Below are 17527 nucleotides of genomic sequence, written 5' to 3'. Positions count from 1 at the left end.
AGCAGGACTGGCGCCCTGCCCGTTCCAGCAATCAATCAGGTCTTCGGCAATGTCACGCCGACCTGGCCCTGGTATTTGCCGCCGCGGTCCTTGTACGAGGTTTCGCACACTTCGTCGGATTCGAAGAACAGCACTTGCGCCACGCCTTCGTTGGCGTAGATTTTCGCCGGCAACGGTGTCGTATTCGAAAACTCCAGGGTCACATAGCCTTCCCATTCCGGTTCGAACGGGGTGACGTTGACGATGATGCCGCAGCGCGCATACGTGCTCTTGCCCAGGCAAATCGTCAAGACGTTGCGGGGAATGCGGAAATATTCCACGGTACGGGCCAGCGCGAACGAATTCGGCGGGATGATGCAATAGCCCTTGCCCGACACATCGACGAAGTTATTCGCGTCAAAATCCTTGGGATCGACGATGGTGGTGTTGATGTTGGTAAACAACTTGAACTCGTCGGCGCAACGGATGTCATAGCCATAGCTGGAGGTGCCGTAGGAAACGATGCGGTTGCCGTCGCGTTCCTTGACCTGGCCCGGTTCGAACGGCTCGATCATGCCCGTTGTTTCCGCCATGCGGCGTATCCATTTATCGCTTTTAATCGTCATCGCAGCAGTATCTTTCTAGAATATCGAATGGCTGGGGCGGCGCGCCAGGTGCAGGCGCGGCCCGAATGGCAGGATTTTACGCGAAAATCCGCCGCTGTTGGCCCCCATCCCCTGAAAATCCTTGGCGGAAGGCTATTGTTTCGCCAGCAATGCCGTGATCATCTCGCGCACCACTTGCGCCGTCAGTTCCGGGTTTTCCATGGGAAACAGATGCCCGCCCGGCACCTGGCGGAAAAACTTGCCGACCAGCTTGCGCGTGGCCGTCAAGCCCGCCTGGCGGCATTCCACCGATTCCGTGCCGCCGATAAAGCCGATGGGCACGGGCAAACCATCCTTGACGAGGCCGCCGATATGGTGCGGCAAGCTGCGGTAGACCTGCGTTTCCACTTCGCGCGTAAACCGCAGCTGCACCCCGTCCGGATGGGGAACCAGGCCGCTGTCGATGTAATCGCGCAAGACTTGCGGCGCCCAGATGGCGAACATGTCCTTGGCCGCGAAGTGTTCATACGCGGCTTGCGCATCGGGCCACAGCTTGCGCCGCCTGGCGGAAAAACGCGAGGGGGAAAAACGCTCGCCCAGCGCCGTGTTGCGCGCCAGGCGCACCAGCAAGGCGCGCCAGCCCGCCACCACGGGCGAATCGAGCAAGACCACGCAACGCACCAGCTCGGGCCGCTGCTTGGCCACCATCACGCTGAGCATGCCGCCCAGCGAATGGCCGACGAGGATCACGGGCGCGCTGTAGCGGCGTTCCAGGTCGTCGATGTACTCGCGCACCAGCTCGGGCCAGCCCGTGCTGACGGGGTAATCCGGATCGTGCGCATGCATGTCAAGCGCCTGTACGGTGTAGTGCTGGCCCAGCAAGCCGAACAGCTTGCGGTAGGTGCCGGCAGGGTAACTGTTGGCGTGGGCAAAGTGCAGTTGCGGGAGGGTCATCGTGGGACGGTGCCGGTGAATGCGATAGGCAATTGTAATGGCATGCCGGCAAGACGGATCAGAGGAAGACCTCTAATTTGCGGGCTGGCAGCGGGCGCGCTGGCGCCATGCCGGGCACGAACGAGGCCAGTACGTCGCCCAGCTCGGCGTTGGAATCGACCACGCAAAAAGCATCGTCAAACGCATGGTGACAGTTCATGGGATTGCGCACGACGATGCACTCCAGCCCGGCCGCCCTGGCGGCGCGCAAGCCGCGCGGCGAGTCTTCGACGGCCACGCAGTCGGCGGCGGCCAGGCCAAGGCGCTGCAAGCCCAGCTGGTAGCCGTCGGGCGCCGGCTTGCTCTCGCCATACATTTCGCGCGTCAGCACGAAGTCGAAGTGGCTGAGCAAGCCCGTGGCCGCATGGCTGATGCGGAAATGTTGCTCATAGGCGCTGGTGACGACGCCCATGGCCACATGCGGGCGCAGCGCCGCCAGCACTTGCCCGATGCCGGGGATGGCCAGCTGCCCCGCCTGGCGCAGGCGTTGCGCAAACAGCTCGGTGCGCTCGGCCCGCAGGCGCTCGACCAGCTCAATGCTGTGCCCCTGCCCCAGCAGCAGATGCCAGGCGCCGTAGTTATTGTCCAGGAACCAGTCAAAAAATTGCTTCGGCGTCAAGTCTATGCCGTAGGGCAAGAGCAAGTCGCGGTTGCTTTCGTAAAACAGCTGTTCGGTATCGACCAGCACGCCATCGTTGTCCCACAGCACGCCCCGGATGGTTTTCATGGCTTGTTGTCGTTCAAAAACTTACTTGAAGAAAATGTCGTAGGACAACTTCACGATCAGCAGCACCAGCAGCACGAGGAAGAGGATGCGCACGAAGGCGGCGCCGCGGCGCACGGCGATCCAGGTGCCCGTCAGGGCGCCCAGGATATTGCACACGGCCATGGGCGCTGCCACCGCGTAGACCACGTGGCCGGCGGGAATGAAGAAGGCCAGCGCGGCCACGTTGGTGGCGATATTCACCAGTTTCGAGCAGGCCGAGGCGAGGATGAAATCGAAGCCGAAGACGCGGATGAACAGGAAAATCAAAAAACTGCCCGTGCCCGGCCCGAACAGACCGTCATAAAAGCCGATGGCGCCACCGATGACGATGGCGAGGATGCGCTCACGGGGGCCGATGGGGCGCGCTTCGCGCGTCGTGCCGAAATCCTTCTTGATGAAGGTGTAGATGGCCATGATGATGATCAACACCAGCACCATGGGGCGCACCACTTGCTGCGGCACGTAGGACACGGCGGCCGCGCCGATGAAGGACATGACGAAGGCGCTGGCCACGGCCGGCAGCACCAGCAGCCACGGGATGTGGACCTTGCCGACAAACGAGCGGGCGGCAAACGTGGTGCCGCAGGCGGACGCCAGCTTATTCGTGCCCAGCAAGGAGGTCGACGCCATGTTCGGCATCAGGTTGAACAGGGCCGGCAGCTGTATCAGCCCGCCCCCGCCCACGGCGGCATCGATCAGGCCGGCAAAGAAGGCAAATAAACACAGCAGCGAGATGGTCAGCATGATAGGCAATATGGAATGGGCGACAGCGGCAGTATAGGCGTCAGGCACTTTTTCGGATGCAACTTCAAATTGCGGAAAACGCAATCAGGCGTAACGCTTGACGGAATGCGCCCCGTGCGGTCTACTGGCCTCTTTTGCCGGGAGTCACGCGATGTCGATGAAACTGATGTGGGAGATCCGCGCCTTTTGCACCGTGGTGGAAAAGCGCAGCTTCATCCATGCGGCGCGCATGCTGGGACGCTCGCCGTCGGCCGTCACGCGCGCCATCCAGTTCCTCGAAGACGCCATCGGCGCCGAGCTGATCCTGCGCACGCAAAAGCAGTTCACCCTGACGACGGCCGGCGAGACCTATTACGCGTCGGCCAAGCACTTGCTGGAAACGCAGGCCGAGGCGGAAGAGCAGCTGGCAGAGCTGAGCAACTCGCCGCAAGGCTGGGTGCGCCTCTCGGCGCCGGAAATTTTGTCGCTGGGCTTCCTGCCGAAAGTGGTGGCGCAATTTTCGCGCGACTATCCGAACGTGTCCGTGGACATCCATTTCTCGGACAAATCGATCGACCCCATCCAGGAAAAGCTCGATTTCGCCATCCGCGGCGCCTTCCCCCAGTCGAGCGAGCTGATCGGCTATCCCCTGTGGAACTACCGCCGCTACATGTACGCCTCGCCCGACTATATCGCCCGCATGGGCGCGCCCGAGGAACCGGAAGAGCTGGCCGGCCACGACATCATCATGCACTCGGCTCCCCGCATCCTGCGCGACTGGCATTTCGTTTCCACCGAGCGCAACGTGCGCTACCAGGTGCAGCCCCGCTTCCGCTTCACTTCCGGCATCGCCACCTTCCAGGCGGCCCTGGAAGGCGCCGGCATCGTGCGCCTGGCCAGCTGGCTGGCCGAGCCGTTTGTCGCCGCCGGCACCTTGCGCCGGGTCTGCACGGCATACCGGCTGACGTCATCGAAGGAGCTGGACCCGAGCATCCATGCCGTGTATGGCACGTCGAGGATGGCCAAGGGGGCCCGGCTGTTTCTGGAATATGTGCGGCAGCGAGGGCTGGAAATACCCGATGAACGGGCAAGTTAGCATCTATTTCGCGGCGATGACGTCGCTATACACGGCGAACTGCGCGCCATCGAAAACAAAGGCGGCCACCTCGCGCATGCCCAGTCGTTCATGCGCACGCAGCGAGCCGATATTGTCGCGCCGGATGAACAGCACCGCCTCCGCACCCCCATGCCGCGCGCGCATGGCAGAGTACAGCAGCACCAGCAAGCCCTGCCCCCGCTCCGAGTCCGCGATGCAGACGGGGCCATACACGTAGGCCTTGTCACTTCCCCGATACGCGGCCAGCATGGCCAGCACCACGGGCGCCTGCGCGGTGGCAGCTGCATCGCTGAACAACACGCCAACGACAGGCCCGTCCGCTGCGCGCCGCGCCACAATGACGGGCGATTCGCCATCCGCCATGCTGGCCACCTTGTCGCGCGAAAACTCGCCCGTCAGGCTGCCGCCCCGCGAGGGGGAATTAGCTTGCAACAAGGTCGTGATGGCGTCGATGTCGGCGGCCTGGGCCAGGCTGATCAGATAATGGCTGCTTAAATGTAACAATCAACGCTCCTCGATTGGGTTCTTCCGTTGAGATGCTGCTGAAGCGAATATGAAAACAGCTAGTGTGCAACTGCACAGTCCGCCACCTTGCTGGCCTTGGCGGCATCTGCCACCTGTACGGCGCTGCGCTTGACATCTCCCCACAGGTAAAAGATGAGAAAAATTCCCACCAGCGGAAAAATAAAGTGCAGGACCTCGTACTTTTTTTGCGGTGCAGGACACTCTTCGCCAGCGCAGCTCTTCTTTCGCCATAGCCCCACCACGCCGTAGCGACATAAATAAATAACTGCGTTCATCGTCACTGCGAGTAGCCACACTATCGAAATAATAAGGAGGCTGAATAACCATTGTCCGATATTCGGCAGAAAACTCGTCGTCAGCACGTCCGAAAAGACGAGCGACAATAACATCCCGGTGCTAATTGACACTGTATGCGAGATGCCATGTATGACAGGCACCAGCACTTTCTGCCTGAAAAAATGCCCCCACTCGGCAGTCAACAACATGGTGCATGCCACCAGAAAAAGGACAAGATTGAACAAGGGCGCTGGAATATCCTGGTAATGCACAATGAATTTACGCTGTAGCGATTTGGCCATGTCATTGACAGGCTGATCACTCGTAAATTGCAATCCAAACAGGATCAAGCCAGTAAACAAGCCGCTCGCGATACCAATACCCGTATGCTGTATCGCCAGCGCCAACCCTGGCGAAATCCCCTCCACATAACGTAACCCCTGATCCCACCGAATCGAACGCAAGCGCCGGTAAGCAGCGTCGGCCTTCGCCAGCAAGCGCTCGAAGGGATTGCATTCATCGCACATAATGGGTCTCCTGTCCGGCATCCGATGAGGCGCACTGCCTTATCGCCCATGCCAGTACCGTGGCCGGCTGGCCCGGTACAACGTCGCATCGATATCGTCGCCAAATTCCAGCACCACCGCCCCCGTCACATCCGTGCGCAGCCGGGCAATGCCCATGTCGCCATAGCGCGCATACACTTGCGGCTTCGGATGTTTGTAGCGGTTCCGGTGCCCGACCTGGAAAATCGCCAGGGCCGGATGGACGGCGTTCAGAAAGGCCGGTGTCGACGAGGTGCCGCTGCCGTGGTGCGGCGCCAGCAGCACGTCGGCGGCCAGGTCGCCATCGGCCGAGCGCGCCAGCAACTGTGCTTCCTGCGCCGCCTCGATGTCGCCGGCCAGCAAAATGGCATGCTTGCCTGCCGTGATCTTCACGGTGCAACTGCGGGCGTTCGGCGTCAAGCTGATGTCCGTGTGGCTGGCGGGCAACGGGTGCAGCATGGCAAAGTGCACGCCTTCCCAGGTCCAGCTCTGGCCCGCCACGCAGTGCAGATACGGACGCCCGGCTTGCCGCCGGGCCTCGACGGCCGGATGGCCATCGAACAGCGACGAGGCCAGCCAGCCCACTTGCACGTTCTCCAGCAGAGAGATAGCGCCGCCCGCGTGATCGAGGTCGCTGTGGGAAATGATCACGCCGTCGAGCGTAGCGATGCCCCGTGCGCGCAGATACGGCACGATGACACGGCTGGCGCCGTCGGAATCGAGGCTGTAGGCGGGCCCCGTGTCGTACAACAAGCGGTGTCCATGCGTTTCCACCAGCACGGCCATGCCTTGTCCCACATCAAAGGCCGTGATCCACATCTGGCCAGGTGGCGGGCTGGACGGCAAGGCCGTCAGCAGTGGCAGCCAGCCCAGCATGCCGGCCCAGCGATGCGGCCATCCCCGTGGCGCCAGCAACCAGGCCGTGCCGAACAGTGCCCAGCAAAAACTCCACATTGGGGGCGCGGGTGCCGTCCAGACGGCGAAGCGGCGCGCGCCCAGCCAGTCCAGCACCTGCGCCAGTATCTGCACGATGGCATGCGCCAGCAGCAACAAGCCGTCGCACAAAGGCGCCGGCAGCAGGCTGCCCGCCAGCGACAAGGGCGTGACGACCAGGCTGATGACGGGTATGGCCAGCGCATTCGCCACGGGGGACACGAGCGAGACTTGCGAAAACAGCAGCATCGTCAACGGCACCAGCCCCACCGTCACCACGTATTGCGTATGCGCACCGAGCGCCACGGCCGCGCGCAGGCGGCGCCAGCGGCTGGCGTTTTCCGGCAAAGGCGCCGCCGTGCGGCCCGCCGTCGCGTACAGCATGGTGGCAACGGCGCCGAACGACAGCCAGAAACCGGGCCACAGCAAGGCCCACGGGTCGAGCAGCACGACCACGCCCAGCGCCAGGCACAGGATATGGACGATGCTGGTGATGCGCCCCAGCCACAGGGCCAGCGCCACCACCAGCAACATATATAAAGTGCGCTGCGCGGGCACGCCGAAGCCGGCCAGCAGCACGTACAGGAACGCCGCCAGCGCGCCAGCCAGCGCCGCCACCTTTTGCGTCGGCAGCAGCAAAGGCAGCTGCCGGTCCGTGAAAAACGAGCGCCGCCACAGCGCGCCCGCCCCGAGGGCGAGCAGTCCCGCGATCATCGTGATGTGCAGGCCGGAAATCGAGATCAAATGACTGACGCCCGTGCGGTTGAACACCTGCCAGTCCGACTGGGGAATGGCGCGCTGATCGCCCACCACCAGCGCCACGATCACGCCCGCATATTGCTTGCCATCTAAACTGTGCGCGATGCGCGCACGCAAGGCCGCGCGGCTGGCCTCTACCACGTTGCCGAAACCGGGCACGAAGGCCGCCAGGCGCACGTTCGGCGTGTCCGCGCGCGGCTGCGGCCGCACGTAGCCGGTGGCGCGCACGCCCTGCTCCAGCAGCCACGCCTCGTAATCGAAACCCATGGGATTCGCGTTGCCGTGCGGGCGCTGCAGGCGTACCGTCAGCCGCCAGCGCTCGCCCGGCTGCACGTCGCCCACCTCGTTCGTCACCTCATCGCGAAAGCCCGCATACCAGGACAGGGCGATCAAGGGCGGCACCTTTGCATTGAGTGCCTTCTCCACGGCAAAATTGAAGCGCACACCCTGCTCGAAGCGGTACGGCAAGTTGGCCACCGTGCCCGTCACGACGATGTCCTGTCCCTCGTCGGCCAGCGCCAGCTGCGGCGCCATGGCGGACTGGGCCAGCCAGGCGGCCCAATAAAAGCCCAGCCCCACGCCGGCCGAGAGCGCAATAGCGGAACGCCAACCGGAACGCCAGCGCGCGTGTCGGCACAACAGCCACGCCATCAGCAGCGCCGCGCCAGCGATCACCGACAGCAGCGCGCCCGCGTGCGGCGGCAAGCTTGCCTGCGTCTGCAACCAGGCGGCACCAGCGGCAAAGCCGAGTATCAGGATGCGCATGGGAAGGCAGAATCAAGGCAAAATCGGCTCGCAGCGAAAGGGGCTCAGCTACTGTGATCGCTTTCCACGCCTTGCCGTCTGATCTGGCGCAATGGTGCACTGGATAAGAACGCTCATGCACTGCATCCACCAGCTACACCTTGTCCTATGCCGTACTGACCGACCTCGTGTCGGTCAGCAATAACCCCTTGGTGGTGCTCGACCTGGCCTGCGGCGAAGGTCATGCATTCATGGACGCCGCAGCGCCGCTGCAAGCCGGCGACGGATTGATCGCCACCGGCTGGGGGCTACGCGCCGTGCGCGCACGGGCAGCCTGAACTGCCATCGGCGCCATGGCTTGCTGGCGTCAGCGGCAACAGGCTACGATAGTGGCTGCCGCAGCGCGCAGTATTCCTCCCGTCAATTGCAGGATTGTAGGCAGGCGGACCGCTCGGCGCCGCACTCGGCTTGAGCGGTACCGGCGGCGATGCAAGCCCGCCATTCGGCAGCGCAGGCGCTATAGCAGCTGGCAAAGGCTGGCGTCGCCGTTACCGCCAAACCGAGACCTGACGCAAAAAGAAATGCAGCGAGCTTTTTATTCATGGAGTTCTCCCAAAGTCGGATGGCTGATGAATCCCCGCGCGCGCCATCCTCTGGCGCAGGGCCACATACACAGGTATGTCGGGTGTCATCGCGCGCTGGTCGTACGTCAGCGCGAAATGGAAAATCCTGCGGCCGCCAGCAAATCCTGGAGCGCCGTCAAATCAAAGCCGTGCATATCAACGGCACGCCCCAGCCGATAGCCAGAGAGGCATCCAGAATAATGCCGTACGTCGCCGTCAATTTCAGATATTTTGAAAAGATACCAAAATATCCCTGCAAAATCTGAACCCATGATCAGCTCGCCATTATTAATTGTCAAGACAATTCAATTCATTTCACGCCATCGGCCAATTCCTTGCGCAATGAAAAATACAGACACGATACGAATATCATCACCCTGGCTATCGATAAAAACATACTCTTTGTTACCATCGGCGCCACGGCAATTAAAATTTTAATGTTAAATTCAAAAATATAACAAAATTAATAAAAAGACATTCATGGAAATTCCAGCCAAATAAAAATGTCGCAGGAAAAAACCGATAAGCGCAAAGCACCGGATATCGGATTCCCATTTCGCGTTCAAGCAAGATGATTGGCAAGCAGGCGGCAGCGCCGCCCTCCATGGTTGCCAGGCTTATCCGCCTCAGGGAATCATCGCTTTACAGATCAGCGCTCGTGCGGCAGCGGCACCGTGCGCCGGGGGAAAATCTTTACCCTGCGCACGGTATAATCGGCCTCGCTTACTTCAACACCCAGGCACGACATGACTTCCTCCGCACTTCCTCCCGATACTTCCACCGACCTTTCCGACAGCAGCGAAGACAATAACGACGCCACCCTGGTCGCGGAACTGGGGGAGCTGGCCGAGCATATCCGCCTGGTCAAGATGGAAGGCCGCGTCTTCGTGCGCTTTTCCGGCGTCGTCAAGGCAGGCCACCTGGTGGTGCCGTATGCACTCGTGCCTGCACAGGGCGTGCTGGCGCGGCCGGCCAAGTGGCGCAAGATGGACCGCGAGACCAAGCTGGCCCTGGTGCGCGAGCGGGCCAGCGCGGCCGTCTTCGAGGAACTGCGCCAGCACGTGGTCGATTTCGTCGCCGATATCGCGGGCCTGAGCGAGGACGTGGACGCGGACCCGATGGTGTTCCTGCACACGCTGGCCGACATGCAGACGTCCGAGCCGGCCGGCATGGTCTTCGACCGCATCCGCCAGCGCTTCAACCACGCCATCGAGCGCCAGCAGGAAGAACAGCACGCGGCGCGCACGCGCCAGAGCATCAACCTGGCCGAATACCCCGCCTCGTTCGAGATGGCGCGCCGCCTGCCGCGCCGCTTCATCGCCCTGCTGGGGCCCACGAACTCCGGCAAGACGCACCGCGCCATGGAAGCGCTGGTCAAGGCAAAGAGCGGCATCTATCTGGCGCCATTGCGCCTGCTGGCCCTGGAAAACTATGAACGCCTGCAGGAAGCCGCGCCGCATGGCAAGCCGCTGGCCGTGAGCCTGATCACGGGCGAGGAGCGCAGGGTCGTCGACGGCGCCACGCACGTGGCCAGCACGGTGGAAATGCTGGACACGAAAACCGTCGTCGAAGTGGCCGTCATCGATGAGATCCAGATGCTGGCCGACCCGGACCGGGGCGCCGCGTGGACGGCGGCCGTCTGCGGCGCGCCGGCCCACACCGTCTACCTGGTGGGGGCGCCGGAAGCGCGGCGCGCCATCGAGGCGCTGGCCGAACGCCTGGACTGCCCGCTGGAAGTGCACGTCCTGAAACGCATGGCGCCCCTGTCGATGGAGCCGACGGCCGTGCGCAAGGTACGCAACCTGCGCCGCGGCGACGCCGTCATCGCCTTTTCGCGCCGCGAAGTGCTGATGTGGCGCGACATGATCACGGAAACGGGATTATCGGTGGCCACCGTCTACGGCAACCTGTCGCCCGAAGTGCGGCGCGCGCAGGCGCAGCGCTTCCGCGACGGCACGGCCGACATCGTCGTCGGCACGGATGCGCTGGCGATGGGCCTGAACATGCCGATCGCGCGCATCGTCATGACCACCTGCGTCAAATACAATGGCCGTGAAGAGGAAGAGATTTCGGCCGCGCTGGCGCGCCAGATCGCCGGACGCGCGGGCCGCTATGGCGTGCATGAAGAGGGTCTGGTGGCCGGCTACGACAACGAGACGCATGAAGTGATGCGCGCGCTGCTGAAGGAAAAGCTGCACCCGCTGAACACCAGCGGCTTTGCCGTGGCGCCCTCGCTGGAACATCTGCACCGGATTTCGTCGGTGACGGGAGAGCTGTCGCTCAGTAAACTGCTGCGCCGCTTCATCCACAATATCGACGTGCCGGACGGCTTCTTCTTCCCGCGCATCACGGAAGACCAGAAGGAGCGCGCCGTCTGGCTCGACACCCTGCCCCTGTCCGTGGCCGACAAATTTACCTTGTCGCTGGTGCCGATCTCCAGCAAGGTGCCGTCCCTGCAGACGGCGTGGGAGCACTGGGCGAAGAATCTGTCGCAGGGAAAAACGAGCACCTTGCGCCAGCACGCGTACGGCGGCGGCACGCAGAATCTGCAGCAGGTGGAAGACACTTGCCGCTACTATTCCGCGTATGCCTGGCTCAGCTACCGCCTGCCCGAATTCTTCCCCGATATCGCGGTCGCGCAAAACCTGTCGCGCGATGCGTCCGAGCGCGTCGACTCCATCCTGCGCGCGCACAATGCGGCGTCGCGCGGACGCTCGAAGAAGTTCAAATAAGCGTCAACTGACGGGCCAGAACCAGACTTCGCCGCAATCCCAGTAGCATTCGGTGCCGCAGACCTTCGCCCCGATGGAAGGCAGCAGGATGTCGATATGCCCGCCCGCGCCGCCCAGGTAGCCGGGAATGCGGAAGAAGGCGACGACGCCCTGGCGCTGGCCGATGCCTTCCATGGCGTCATCCCTGGTAAATTTTTCGGGCGCGCCAAACATCGAGGGGCTGGCCAGCATGTGCGACAGCTTGGCCTGCCCCGGTTCGATCAGCGCGCCCTTGAATGCCCCCTTGCGTATCGCCATGCGGCCCTTGACCTGGACCCCGGCCTTGATCAGGGCCAGGCTGACGCGGATGGCGCAGGTGTTGGCAAAGCTGTCCTTGCCGATCAAGTCTTCCCAGCCGATTTCGCGGAACAGGGCCGCCTGGTCGACGGCCGCCACGCTGGAGTAATTTTCACGCAGCTTGATGAATGCAGGTTTCACGTCAGCCTCCCGTCATCCCTGGTCGACAGGGAACATCAGGCCGATTGTAGGAGGATGCGGCGGCTCCGCACTGAGCGAGATCAAGCGTAAACCGACGACACCTGTAACGCCAACAATGACGTCGGATTACGCGCGGCATTGCCACGCCAATCCGACCTACTTGAGCATGTAGGTCGGCTTAGGCCAAAGGCCGTAAGCCGACACCCGCCGCAACGCCAGCGAGGACGTCGGATGAAAGCCGCTTACGGTTTGCCCGCCTCGTAGTGCAGCTTGAGCACCAGCCCATTATGGTCATCGGCCATATAGATGTCGCCATCCTGGCCCTGCTTGACGTCGACGGGCGCGCCCCTGCCCTGCTTGCCCTTGCGCTCCCAGTTGCTGATCAATTCAACGGACTTGCCCAGCGGCGCACCGGCCTTGTCGGGCAGCAGGGCCACCAGGCGGTGGCCGTTGCTGCGGTAGCCGTGGTAGCCGATGATCAGACTGTTCTTGTACAGCTCCGGGAAGCGGCTGGCCGTGTAAAACGTCATGCCCAGCGGCGCGGCGTGGCCGGGCAGCAAGCGCTGCGGCGCCGCATATTGGGCGGCGCAAGCCGTCTTCGGATATTCGGGACTGGCGACATTGTCGTCGTAGCAGTACGGCCAGCCGTAATGCTGGTCCGCCTTGATCAGATTGAGCTCTTCATGCGGCAGGTTTTCGTCGCTTTTGAGCTGCGGCATGGCGGCCTGGATGGCGTCGCGCGCGTTTTCCGCCTGCCACAGTTCGCCCGTGACCGGATGGAAGGCCAGCGCCATCGAATTGCGCAAGCCGCGCGCATGCGTGCGCCAGCTCGTCACCGTGCCGGCCGGCCAGGCCATCTTGTATTCGCGGATGGCGCCCAGCGCTTCCGGGCCTTCCGCCGAAGCACAGGCCTTGGCCGGATCGGGCGCCTTGCCATCGTTCTCGCAATGGTCGGTGCTCGATCCCACGTTCACATACAGGTCGCCCTTGGGGCTGAAACGCATGTTCGTCAGCAGGTGCAAACCGAGGCCCGGCAGGCGCGGCGTCTTGGCCGTGCCGCCGATCACGTCGGTGGTGGCGCGGGCCGGGTCGCGCAGATCGAAACGGAAGATGCGTCCCACCTCGCCCACGTAGACCAAGCCGTCCGGTCCCTGCACGATGCCGTTCGGGCGATCAAGCTTGTCGAGCAGCAGCTTGCGTTCGTAGCCGCCACCGGCCGCCTTGGGCTGCAGCAGCCACAATTTGCCCTGTTTCGGCGCCCATCCCGTCATGTCCGTGACGAGGATGTCGCCATTCGTCAGCGGCAGCACGCCACGGGGAAATTTCAGGCCGTCGGCCAGCACGGCCACGCAAAAACCGGCCGGCGTGGTGACGTCGAGGCGCGGCATGCCGTCGCACTGGGCGCCGCCCGCCGCCATGGCGGGCGCAAACGCGCCGGAAAGGCAGGCCGCCAGGGCGCTCGCAAGCATTTTCTTGTTCATGGTCTCATTCCATCAAGGGTAATCGGGGCAGCACGGCGCGCGCGTTGGCGCTGGTTTGCGCCGCCACATCGGCAAGTTCCAGGCCGCGCAATTCGGCCAGCACGGCGCCGATGCGGGGCAATTCTTCGGGGCTGTTGCGGCCCGGGTGGATCCAGCTGGGCGAAATATCGGGCGCGTCCGTCTCCAGCACGATGGCGTCCAAAGGCAGTTCGCTCGCCATGCGGCGTATCTGCAAGGCGCGCGTAAACGTCATGGCGCCGCCGAAACCGAGCTTGAAACCGAGATCGATATAGCCCTGCGCCTGCTGGAAGCTGCCATTGAACGCATGGGCGATGCCGCCATTCGGGCGGATTTGGCGCGCATGTTTGAGGACGATGTCCTGCGAGCGGCGCACGTGGGCCAGCACGGGCAAATCGAAGTCGCGGGCGATCTTCAGCTGCTCGCGCAGGAAGTGCTCCTGCTTGACGCGCATGGCCGGTTCGCACAGCATGGGAAGGAAGAAATCGAGTCCGATCTCGCCGATGGCGACAAAACGCGGATCATGCATGGCCTGCGCCACGGTTTCGCGCAGGGCGATCAGATTGTCTTCCGTAGCCTGCGGCACGTAGATCGGGTGGATACCGAGCGCATAGCAGGCGTTGGGCGCCGCTGCCGCCAGGTCGCGCACGATGGCGAAATTGGCCCGTTCGACGGCGGGAACGACGATCATGCCCACGCCCTGCTGCTGCGCGCGCGCCGCCACCTGCAGCGATTCGCTGCCGAATTCATGCGCGTCGAGGTGGCAGTGCGTGTCGATCCACATGGCGGCTCCTTAGTACTGGTACGGCTGCAGCCCTTCGTCCGTCAGGCGCAGCACGCGGTCGCAGCGCCTGGCCAGCTCGATATCGTGCGTGACGATGACGAAGGCCGTGCCCAGGGTGCGCGACAGTTCCAGCATCAGGTCGAAAATCTGTTCCGCCGTGGCGTGATCGAGGTTACCCGTCGGTTCATCGGCCAGCACGCAGGCCGGCTGCGTGACGAGGGCGCGGGCCAGGGCCACGCGCTGGCGCTCGCCGCCCGACAATTCACCGGGCGTGTGCGTGACGCGCTTGGCCAGGTTGACGCGCGTGAGGATTTGCTGCGCCAGTTCGGTGGCCGGAGCGCGCTTCATGCGCCGTATCATCAGCGGCATGGCGACGTTGTCGAGCGCGGAAAACTCGGGCAGCAGGTGGTGGAACTGGTAGACGAAACCCAGCGAAGCATTGCGCAAGTCGCCGCGCGCCTTTTCGCTGAGGGTGGCGAAATCCTTGCCCAGCAGGGTCACCTTGCCGCTGGTGGGCGTATCGAGCCCGCCCAGCAGGTGCAGCAGGGTCGATTTGCCCGAGCCGGAGGCGCCGACGATGGCGACGCGCTCGCCGCGGTGCACGTCGATATCGATGCCGGCCAACACCTGCACCTTGTAGCTGCCCTGCGTAAAAGTCTTGCCCAGGCCACGGCAGCTAAGGACGGCGGAATCGGCGGAAGTGCCGTTGGAGGCAGGTTTGTTCAGATCGGTCATGGTCGTATTCAGTGGTTTATTCATAGCGCAGGGCTTCCGCAGGTTTGACGCGGGCAGCCCACCAGCTTGGGTACAGGGTCGCCAAAAAGGCGAGGATCACGGCCAGCACGCCGATCTTGGTGACGTCGGGCCAGCGCAGGTCGGACGGCACGGTGCTGATGAAGTAAATGTCCTTGGAGAGGAACTGCACGCCCAGCAAATGCTCGATGAAGGGCACGATGACGTCGATGTTCATCGCCACCAGCACGCCGCCGGCCACGCCCAGGATCGTGCCCAGGATGCCCACCAGCGCGCCCTGGATCATGAAGATCTTCATGATGGAACGGGGCGAGGCGCCCAGGGTGCGCAAAATCGCGATATCGGCCTGCTTGTCCGTCACCGTCATCACCAGCGTCGAGACGAGGTTGAAGGCGGCCACGGCGATGATCAGGGTCAGGATGATGAACATCATGCGTTTTTCCGTCTGCACGGCGGCAAACCAGTTGGCGTTCAGCTTGGACCAGTCGCGCAGCCACAGGTCGCCCGGCATGGATTTTTTCAATTCGGCCGCCACTTGCGGCGCCTGGTTCATGTCGGCCAGGCGCAAACGCAGGCCGGACGGGCCGTCGAGGCGCAGCAGGCGCTGGCCGTCTTCGATATTGATGAAGGCCAGGCCGGCGTCGAATTCATTGTGGCCCGCCTGGAAGATGCCGCTGACGGTAAAGCTGCGCATGCGCGGCAGCACGCCGGCCGGCGTGACCTGGCCCTGCGCCAGCATCAAGGTGACTTTTTCGCCGAGGTTGACGCGCAGGGCGCGCGCCAGCTCGATGCCCAGCACGATATTGAAGGTGCCCGGCTGCAGGGCCTTGAAGCTGCCCATGCGCGTCTGGCCGGCCACGTCCGAGACGTTCGGCTCTTCCTCGGGCAGCACGCCGCGCACGATGGCGGGGCGCAGCGCATCGTCGCGCAGCAGCATGCCTTGCGTTTCCACAAACGGCGCGGCGCCCTTCACGGCGGGATTCTTGAAGGCTTGCGCCGCCTCGGCGCGCCAGTCCGGCATGCTGCCGCTGTTGTCGAACACTTCCACGTGGGCCAGCACGGACAGCATGCGGTCCGTCACTTCCTTCTGGAAGCCGTTCATCACGGACAGCACGACGATCAGCGCCGCCACGCCCAGGCCGATGCCGGCCATGGAAATGAGCGAGATGAAGGAAATAAAACTGTTGCGGCCACTGCGCTTGCCGGCCCGCGTGTAGCGCAGGCCGACCAGCCATTCGAAGGGAAGATTTTTTAACATGCTCATTAATTCGTTAATTCTTATGTATGCAACATATCATCGCGTTAGCCCGTGCAACGAAGGGCTGGGGTCAGACCCGGCGGGTCTGACCCCGGTTTTACAAGCCGCTTATTCGTAGCGCAGGGCCTCTGCCGGCTTGACACGCGCCGCGCGCCAGCTCGGGTAGATGGTGGCCACCAGCGCCAGGCTAAAGGCGATCAGGCCGATCTGCGCCACGTCCAGCCAATGCACGTCCGACGGCACGGCGCTGATCTGGTAGATTTCCTTGGAGATGAAGTGCAGGCCGAAGATGCCTTCGATGAAGGGCACGATGACGCCCACGTTCAGCGCCAGCACGACGCCGCCGATGACGCCCAGGGCGCTCCCCAGCAAGCCCACCAGCGCGCCCTGGATCATGAATATCTTCATGATGGAAAACGGCGAGGCGCCCAGGGTGCGCAGGATGGCGATATCGGCCTGCTTGTCGGTGACCGACATCACCAGGGTCGAAACGAGGTTGAACGCAGCCACGGCGATGATCATGCTGAGGATGATGAACATCATGTTCTTCTGGCTTTGCACCAGCGCATACCAGCTGGCACTGGCGCGCGACCAGTCGCGCATCCACAGCTGGCCCGGCATCGATGCCTTCAGTTCGCGCGCCACCTGGGGCGCCTTGTTCATGTCGTGCAACCGCAGACGCAGGCCGGACGGGCCGTCGAGCTGCAGCAGCTGCTCCGCGTCCTGCATGTTCACAAACGCCAGGCTGCCGTCAAGTTCATTGTGACCCGCCTCGAAGATGCCGGCCACCTTGAGCGCGCGCATGCGCGGCATGACGATGCCGTTGGCCGGATCGCCCGCCCTGGGCTCGCGCTCGAGCATCAGGGTGACGTTCTGCCCCACTTTCACGTCGAGCGCCTTGGCCAGGTCGATGCCCAGCACGATGTTGTACGAGCCTGGCGTCAATTCCTTGAAACTGCCCTGCTTCATCTGGGCGGCCACGCTCGATACGGTGGCTTCCTGCTGCGGCAGCACGCCGCGCACGACGGACGGGCGCATGGTTTCGTCATTGAGCAGCATGCCCTGGGTTTCCACGAACGGCGACACGGCCTTCACTTGCGGGTTGGCGTAGGCGGCGCGCTCCTGCGCCTGCCAGTTGGGCATGGAACCGCTCGTGTCGAACACCTCGACATGGGCCAGCACCGACATCAGGCGGTCGGTGACTTCCTTCTGGAAGCCGTTCATGACGGAGAGGACGACGATCAGGGCGGCCACGCCCAGGCCGATGCCGGCCACGGAAATGAGAGAGATGAAGGAAATGAAGCTGTTGCGGCCACTGCGTTTCCCGGCGCGCGTATAGCGCACGCCGACCTGCCACTCAAAAGGAAATTGTTTGATGATGCTCATGCGCTCCCGCGACAACGATGATATGCGAGCGCGCAGTGTGCCACACAATG

General features: G+C 63.2%; 17 protein-coding genes. 3 read left to right on the top strand and 14 right to left on the bottom strand.

Annotation, left to right across the window (positions count from 1 at the left end; translation table 11 throughout):
- Window positions 1-35 precede the first annotated feature (35 nt).
- The 4 genes from dcd to JAB8_RS23215 all read right to left on the bottom strand — a co-directional run bounded on the left by dcd (window position 36) and on the right by JAB8_RS23215 (window position 3087).
- The gene (gene dcd, locus JAB8_RS23230) at window positions 36-605 is read right to left on the bottom strand and encodes a dCTP deaminase (protein ID WP_034755486.1); all 570 of its coding nucleotides are present in this window, start codon (window positions 603-605) and stop codon (window positions 36-38) included.
- A 132-nt stretch (window positions 606-737) separates the two neighbouring features.
- Entirely contained in the window at window positions 738-1538 is an 801-nt protein-coding gene (locus tag JAB8_RS23225) for an alpha/beta hydrolase (protein ID WP_070291597.1), read from the bottom strand.
- Between the two features lie 58 nt (window positions 1539-1596).
- Window positions 1597-2304 carry an HAD family phosphatase gene (locus tag JAB8_RS23220; RefSeq protein ID WP_070291596.1) on the bottom strand — a complete coding sequence of 236 codons (708 nt, stop codon included), beginning with the start codon at window positions 2302-2304 and terminating at the stop codon, window positions 1597-1599.
- Between the two features lie 21 nt (window positions 2305-2325).
- Entirely contained in the window at window positions 2326-3087 is a 762-nt protein-coding gene (locus JAB8_RS23215; RefSeq protein WP_034756294.1) for a TSUP family transporter, read from the bottom strand.
- 151 nt (window positions 3088-3238) lie between these two features.
- On the opposite strand from JAB8_RS23215, the gene JAB8_RS23210 reads away from it, so the two are divergent.
- Window positions 3239-4162, top strand: coding sequence for a LysR family transcriptional regulator (locus JAB8_RS23210; RefSeq protein WP_070291595.1), 924 nt, complete (start codon window positions 3239-3241; stop codon window positions 4160-4162).
- A gap of 3 nt (window positions 4163-4165) precedes the next feature.
- Here the strand turns inward: JAB8_RS23210 and JAB8_RS23205 are convergent, their stop codons facing one another.
- The 3 genes from JAB8_RS23205 to JAB8_RS23195 are packed head-to-tail and all read right to left on the bottom strand — an operon-like array spanning window position 4166 to window position 7986.
- Window positions 4166-4687: an N-acetyltransferase gene (locus JAB8_RS23205; RefSeq protein ID WP_083287881.1), complete on the bottom strand. Its 522-nt coding sequence runs from the start codon at window positions 4685-4687 to the stop codon at window positions 4166-4168.
- 59 nt (window positions 4688-4746) lie between these two features.
- Entirely contained in the window at window positions 4747-5511 is a 765-nt protein-coding gene (locus JAB8_RS23200) for a hypothetical protein (RefSeq protein WP_070291594.1), read from the bottom strand.
- A 39-nt stretch (window positions 5512-5550) separates the two neighbouring features.
- Window positions 5551-7986, bottom strand: coding sequence for a DNA internalization-related competence protein ComEC/Rec2 (locus tag JAB8_RS23195; RefSeq protein ID WP_070291593.1), 2436 nt, complete (start codon window positions 7984-7986; stop codon window positions 5551-5553).
- A gap of 140 nt (window positions 7987-8126) precedes the next feature.
- Here JAB8_RS23195 and JAB8_RS29605 point away from each other — a divergent pair, with 140 nt between their 5' ends.
- A complete protein-coding gene (locus tag JAB8_RS29605) occupies window positions 8127-8303 on the top strand; it encodes a hypothetical protein (RefSeq protein ID WP_175445239.1) in 177 nt (58 codons plus the stop codon).
- Between the two features lie 371 nt (window positions 8304-8674).
- Here the strand turns inward: JAB8_RS29605 and JAB8_RS29255 are convergent, their stop codons facing one another.
- Window positions 8675-8887 (bottom strand): hypothetical protein, encoded by a 213-nt coding sequence (locus JAB8_RS29255; RefSeq protein WP_139143154.1) that lies wholly within the window; start codon window positions 8885-8887, stop codon window positions 8675-8677.
- A 447-nt stretch (window positions 8888-9334) separates the two neighbouring features.
- Here JAB8_RS29255 and JAB8_RS23190 point away from each other — a divergent pair, with 447 nt between their 5' ends.
- Window positions 9335-11320, top strand: coding sequence for a helicase-related protein (locus tag JAB8_RS23190; RefSeq protein WP_070291592.1), 1986 nt, complete (start codon window positions 9335-9337; stop codon window positions 11318-11320).
- A 3-nt stretch (window positions 11321-11323) separates the two neighbouring features.
- Here JAB8_RS23190 and JAB8_RS23185 read toward each other — a convergent pair whose 3' ends face one another.
- From JAB8_RS23185 to JAB8_RS23160, 6 genes are all read right to left on the bottom strand, one after another.
- Complete coding sequence (locus JAB8_RS23185) at window positions 11324-11797, bottom strand: T6SS effector amidase Tae4 family protein (protein WP_070291591.1); 474 nt, start codon at window positions 11795-11797, stop codon at window positions 11324-11326.
- Window positions 11798-12039: 242 nt separating this feature from the next.
- Entirely contained in the window at window positions 12040-13278 is a 1239-nt protein-coding gene (locus JAB8_RS23180) for a PQQ-dependent sugar dehydrogenase (RefSeq protein ID WP_070291590.1), read from the bottom strand.
- Between the two features lie 4 nt (window positions 13279-13282).
- Window positions 13283-14080, bottom strand: a complete 798-nt coding sequence (locus JAB8_RS23175) for a TatD family hydrolase (protein ID WP_070291589.1) — start codon at window positions 14078-14080, stop codon at window positions 13283-13285.
- Window positions 14081-14089: 9 nt separating this feature from the next.
- Window positions 14090-14815, bottom strand: a complete 726-nt coding sequence (lolD, locus tag JAB8_RS23170; RefSeq protein ID WP_070220003.1) for a lipoprotein-releasing ABC transporter ATP-binding protein LolD — start codon at window positions 14813-14815, stop codon at window positions 14090-14092.
- Window positions 14816-14831: 16 nt separating this feature from the next.
- Window positions 14832-16097: a lipoprotein-releasing ABC transporter permease subunit gene (locus tag JAB8_RS23165; RefSeq protein ID WP_070291588.1), complete on the bottom strand. Its 1266-nt coding sequence runs from the start codon at window positions 16095-16097 to the stop codon at window positions 14832-14834.
- Between the two features lie 102 nt (window positions 16098-16199).
- A complete protein-coding gene (locus JAB8_RS23160) occupies window positions 16200-17477 on the bottom strand; it encodes a lipoprotein-releasing ABC transporter permease subunit (protein WP_070291587.1) in 1278 nt (425 codons plus the stop codon).
- Window positions 17478-17527: the final 50 nt, after the last annotated feature.

Source organism: Janthinobacterium sp. HH106 (genome assembly GCF_001758725.1).
GTDB lineage: Bacteria > Pseudomonadota > Gammaproteobacteria > Burkholderiales > Burkholderiaceae_D > Janthinobacterium.
This window is presented reverse-complemented; position numbering and strand designations above follow the sequence as displayed.

Excerpts from the sequence above, each read along its gene's own strand:
- lolD (WP_070220003.1), bottom strand. The coding sequence starts at position 14,815 with ATGACCGATCTGAACAAACCTGCCTCCAACGGCACTTCCGCCGATTCC.
- dcd (WP_034755486.1), bottom strand. The coding sequence starts at position 605 with ATGACGATTAAAAGCGATAAATGGATACGCCGCATGGCGGAAACAACG.
- JAB8_RS23215 (WP_034756294.1), bottom strand. The coding sequence starts at position 3,087 with ATGCTGACCATCTCGCTGCTGTGTTTATTTGCCTTCTTTGCCGGCCTG.
- JAB8_RS23175 (WP_070291589.1), bottom strand. The coding sequence starts at position 14,080 with ATGTGGATCGACACGCACTGCCACCTCGACGCGCATGAATTCGGCAGC.
- JAB8_RS23160 (WP_070291587.1), bottom strand. The coding sequence starts at position 17,477 with ATGAGCATCATCAAACAATTTCCTTTTGAGTGGCAGGTCGGCGTGCGC.
- JAB8_RS23180 (WP_070291590.1), bottom strand. The coding sequence starts at position 13,278 with ATGAACAAGAAAATGCTTGCGAGCGCCCTGGCGGCCTGCCTTTCCGGC.
- JAB8_RS23190 (WP_070291592.1), top strand. The coding sequence starts at position 9,335 with ATGACTTCCTCCGCACTTCCTCCCGATACTTCCACCGACCTTTCCGAC.
- JAB8_RS23225 (WP_070291597.1), bottom strand. The coding sequence starts at position 1,538 with ATGACCCTCCCGCAACTGCACTTTGCCCACGCCAACAGTTACCCTGCC.
- JAB8_RS23195 (WP_070291593.1), bottom strand. The coding sequence starts at position 7,986 with ATGCGCATCCTGATACTCGGCTTTGCCGCTGGTGCCGCCTGGTTGCAG.
- JAB8_RS23200 (WP_070291594.1), bottom strand. The coding sequence starts at position 5,511 with ATGTGCGATGAATGCAATCCCTTCGAGCGCTTGCTGGCGAAGGCCGAC.
- JAB8_RS23165 (WP_070291588.1), bottom strand. The coding sequence starts at position 16,097 with ATGAGCATGTTAAAAAATCTTCCCTTCGAATGGCTGGTCGGCCTGCGC.
- JAB8_RS23220 (WP_070291596.1), bottom strand. The coding sequence starts at position 2,304 with ATGAAAACCATCCGGGGCGTGCTGTGGGACAACGATGGCGTGCTGGTC.
- JAB8_RS23210 (WP_070291595.1), top strand. The coding sequence starts at position 3,239 with ATGTCGATGAAACTGATGTGGGAGATCCGCGCCTTTTGCACCGTGGTG.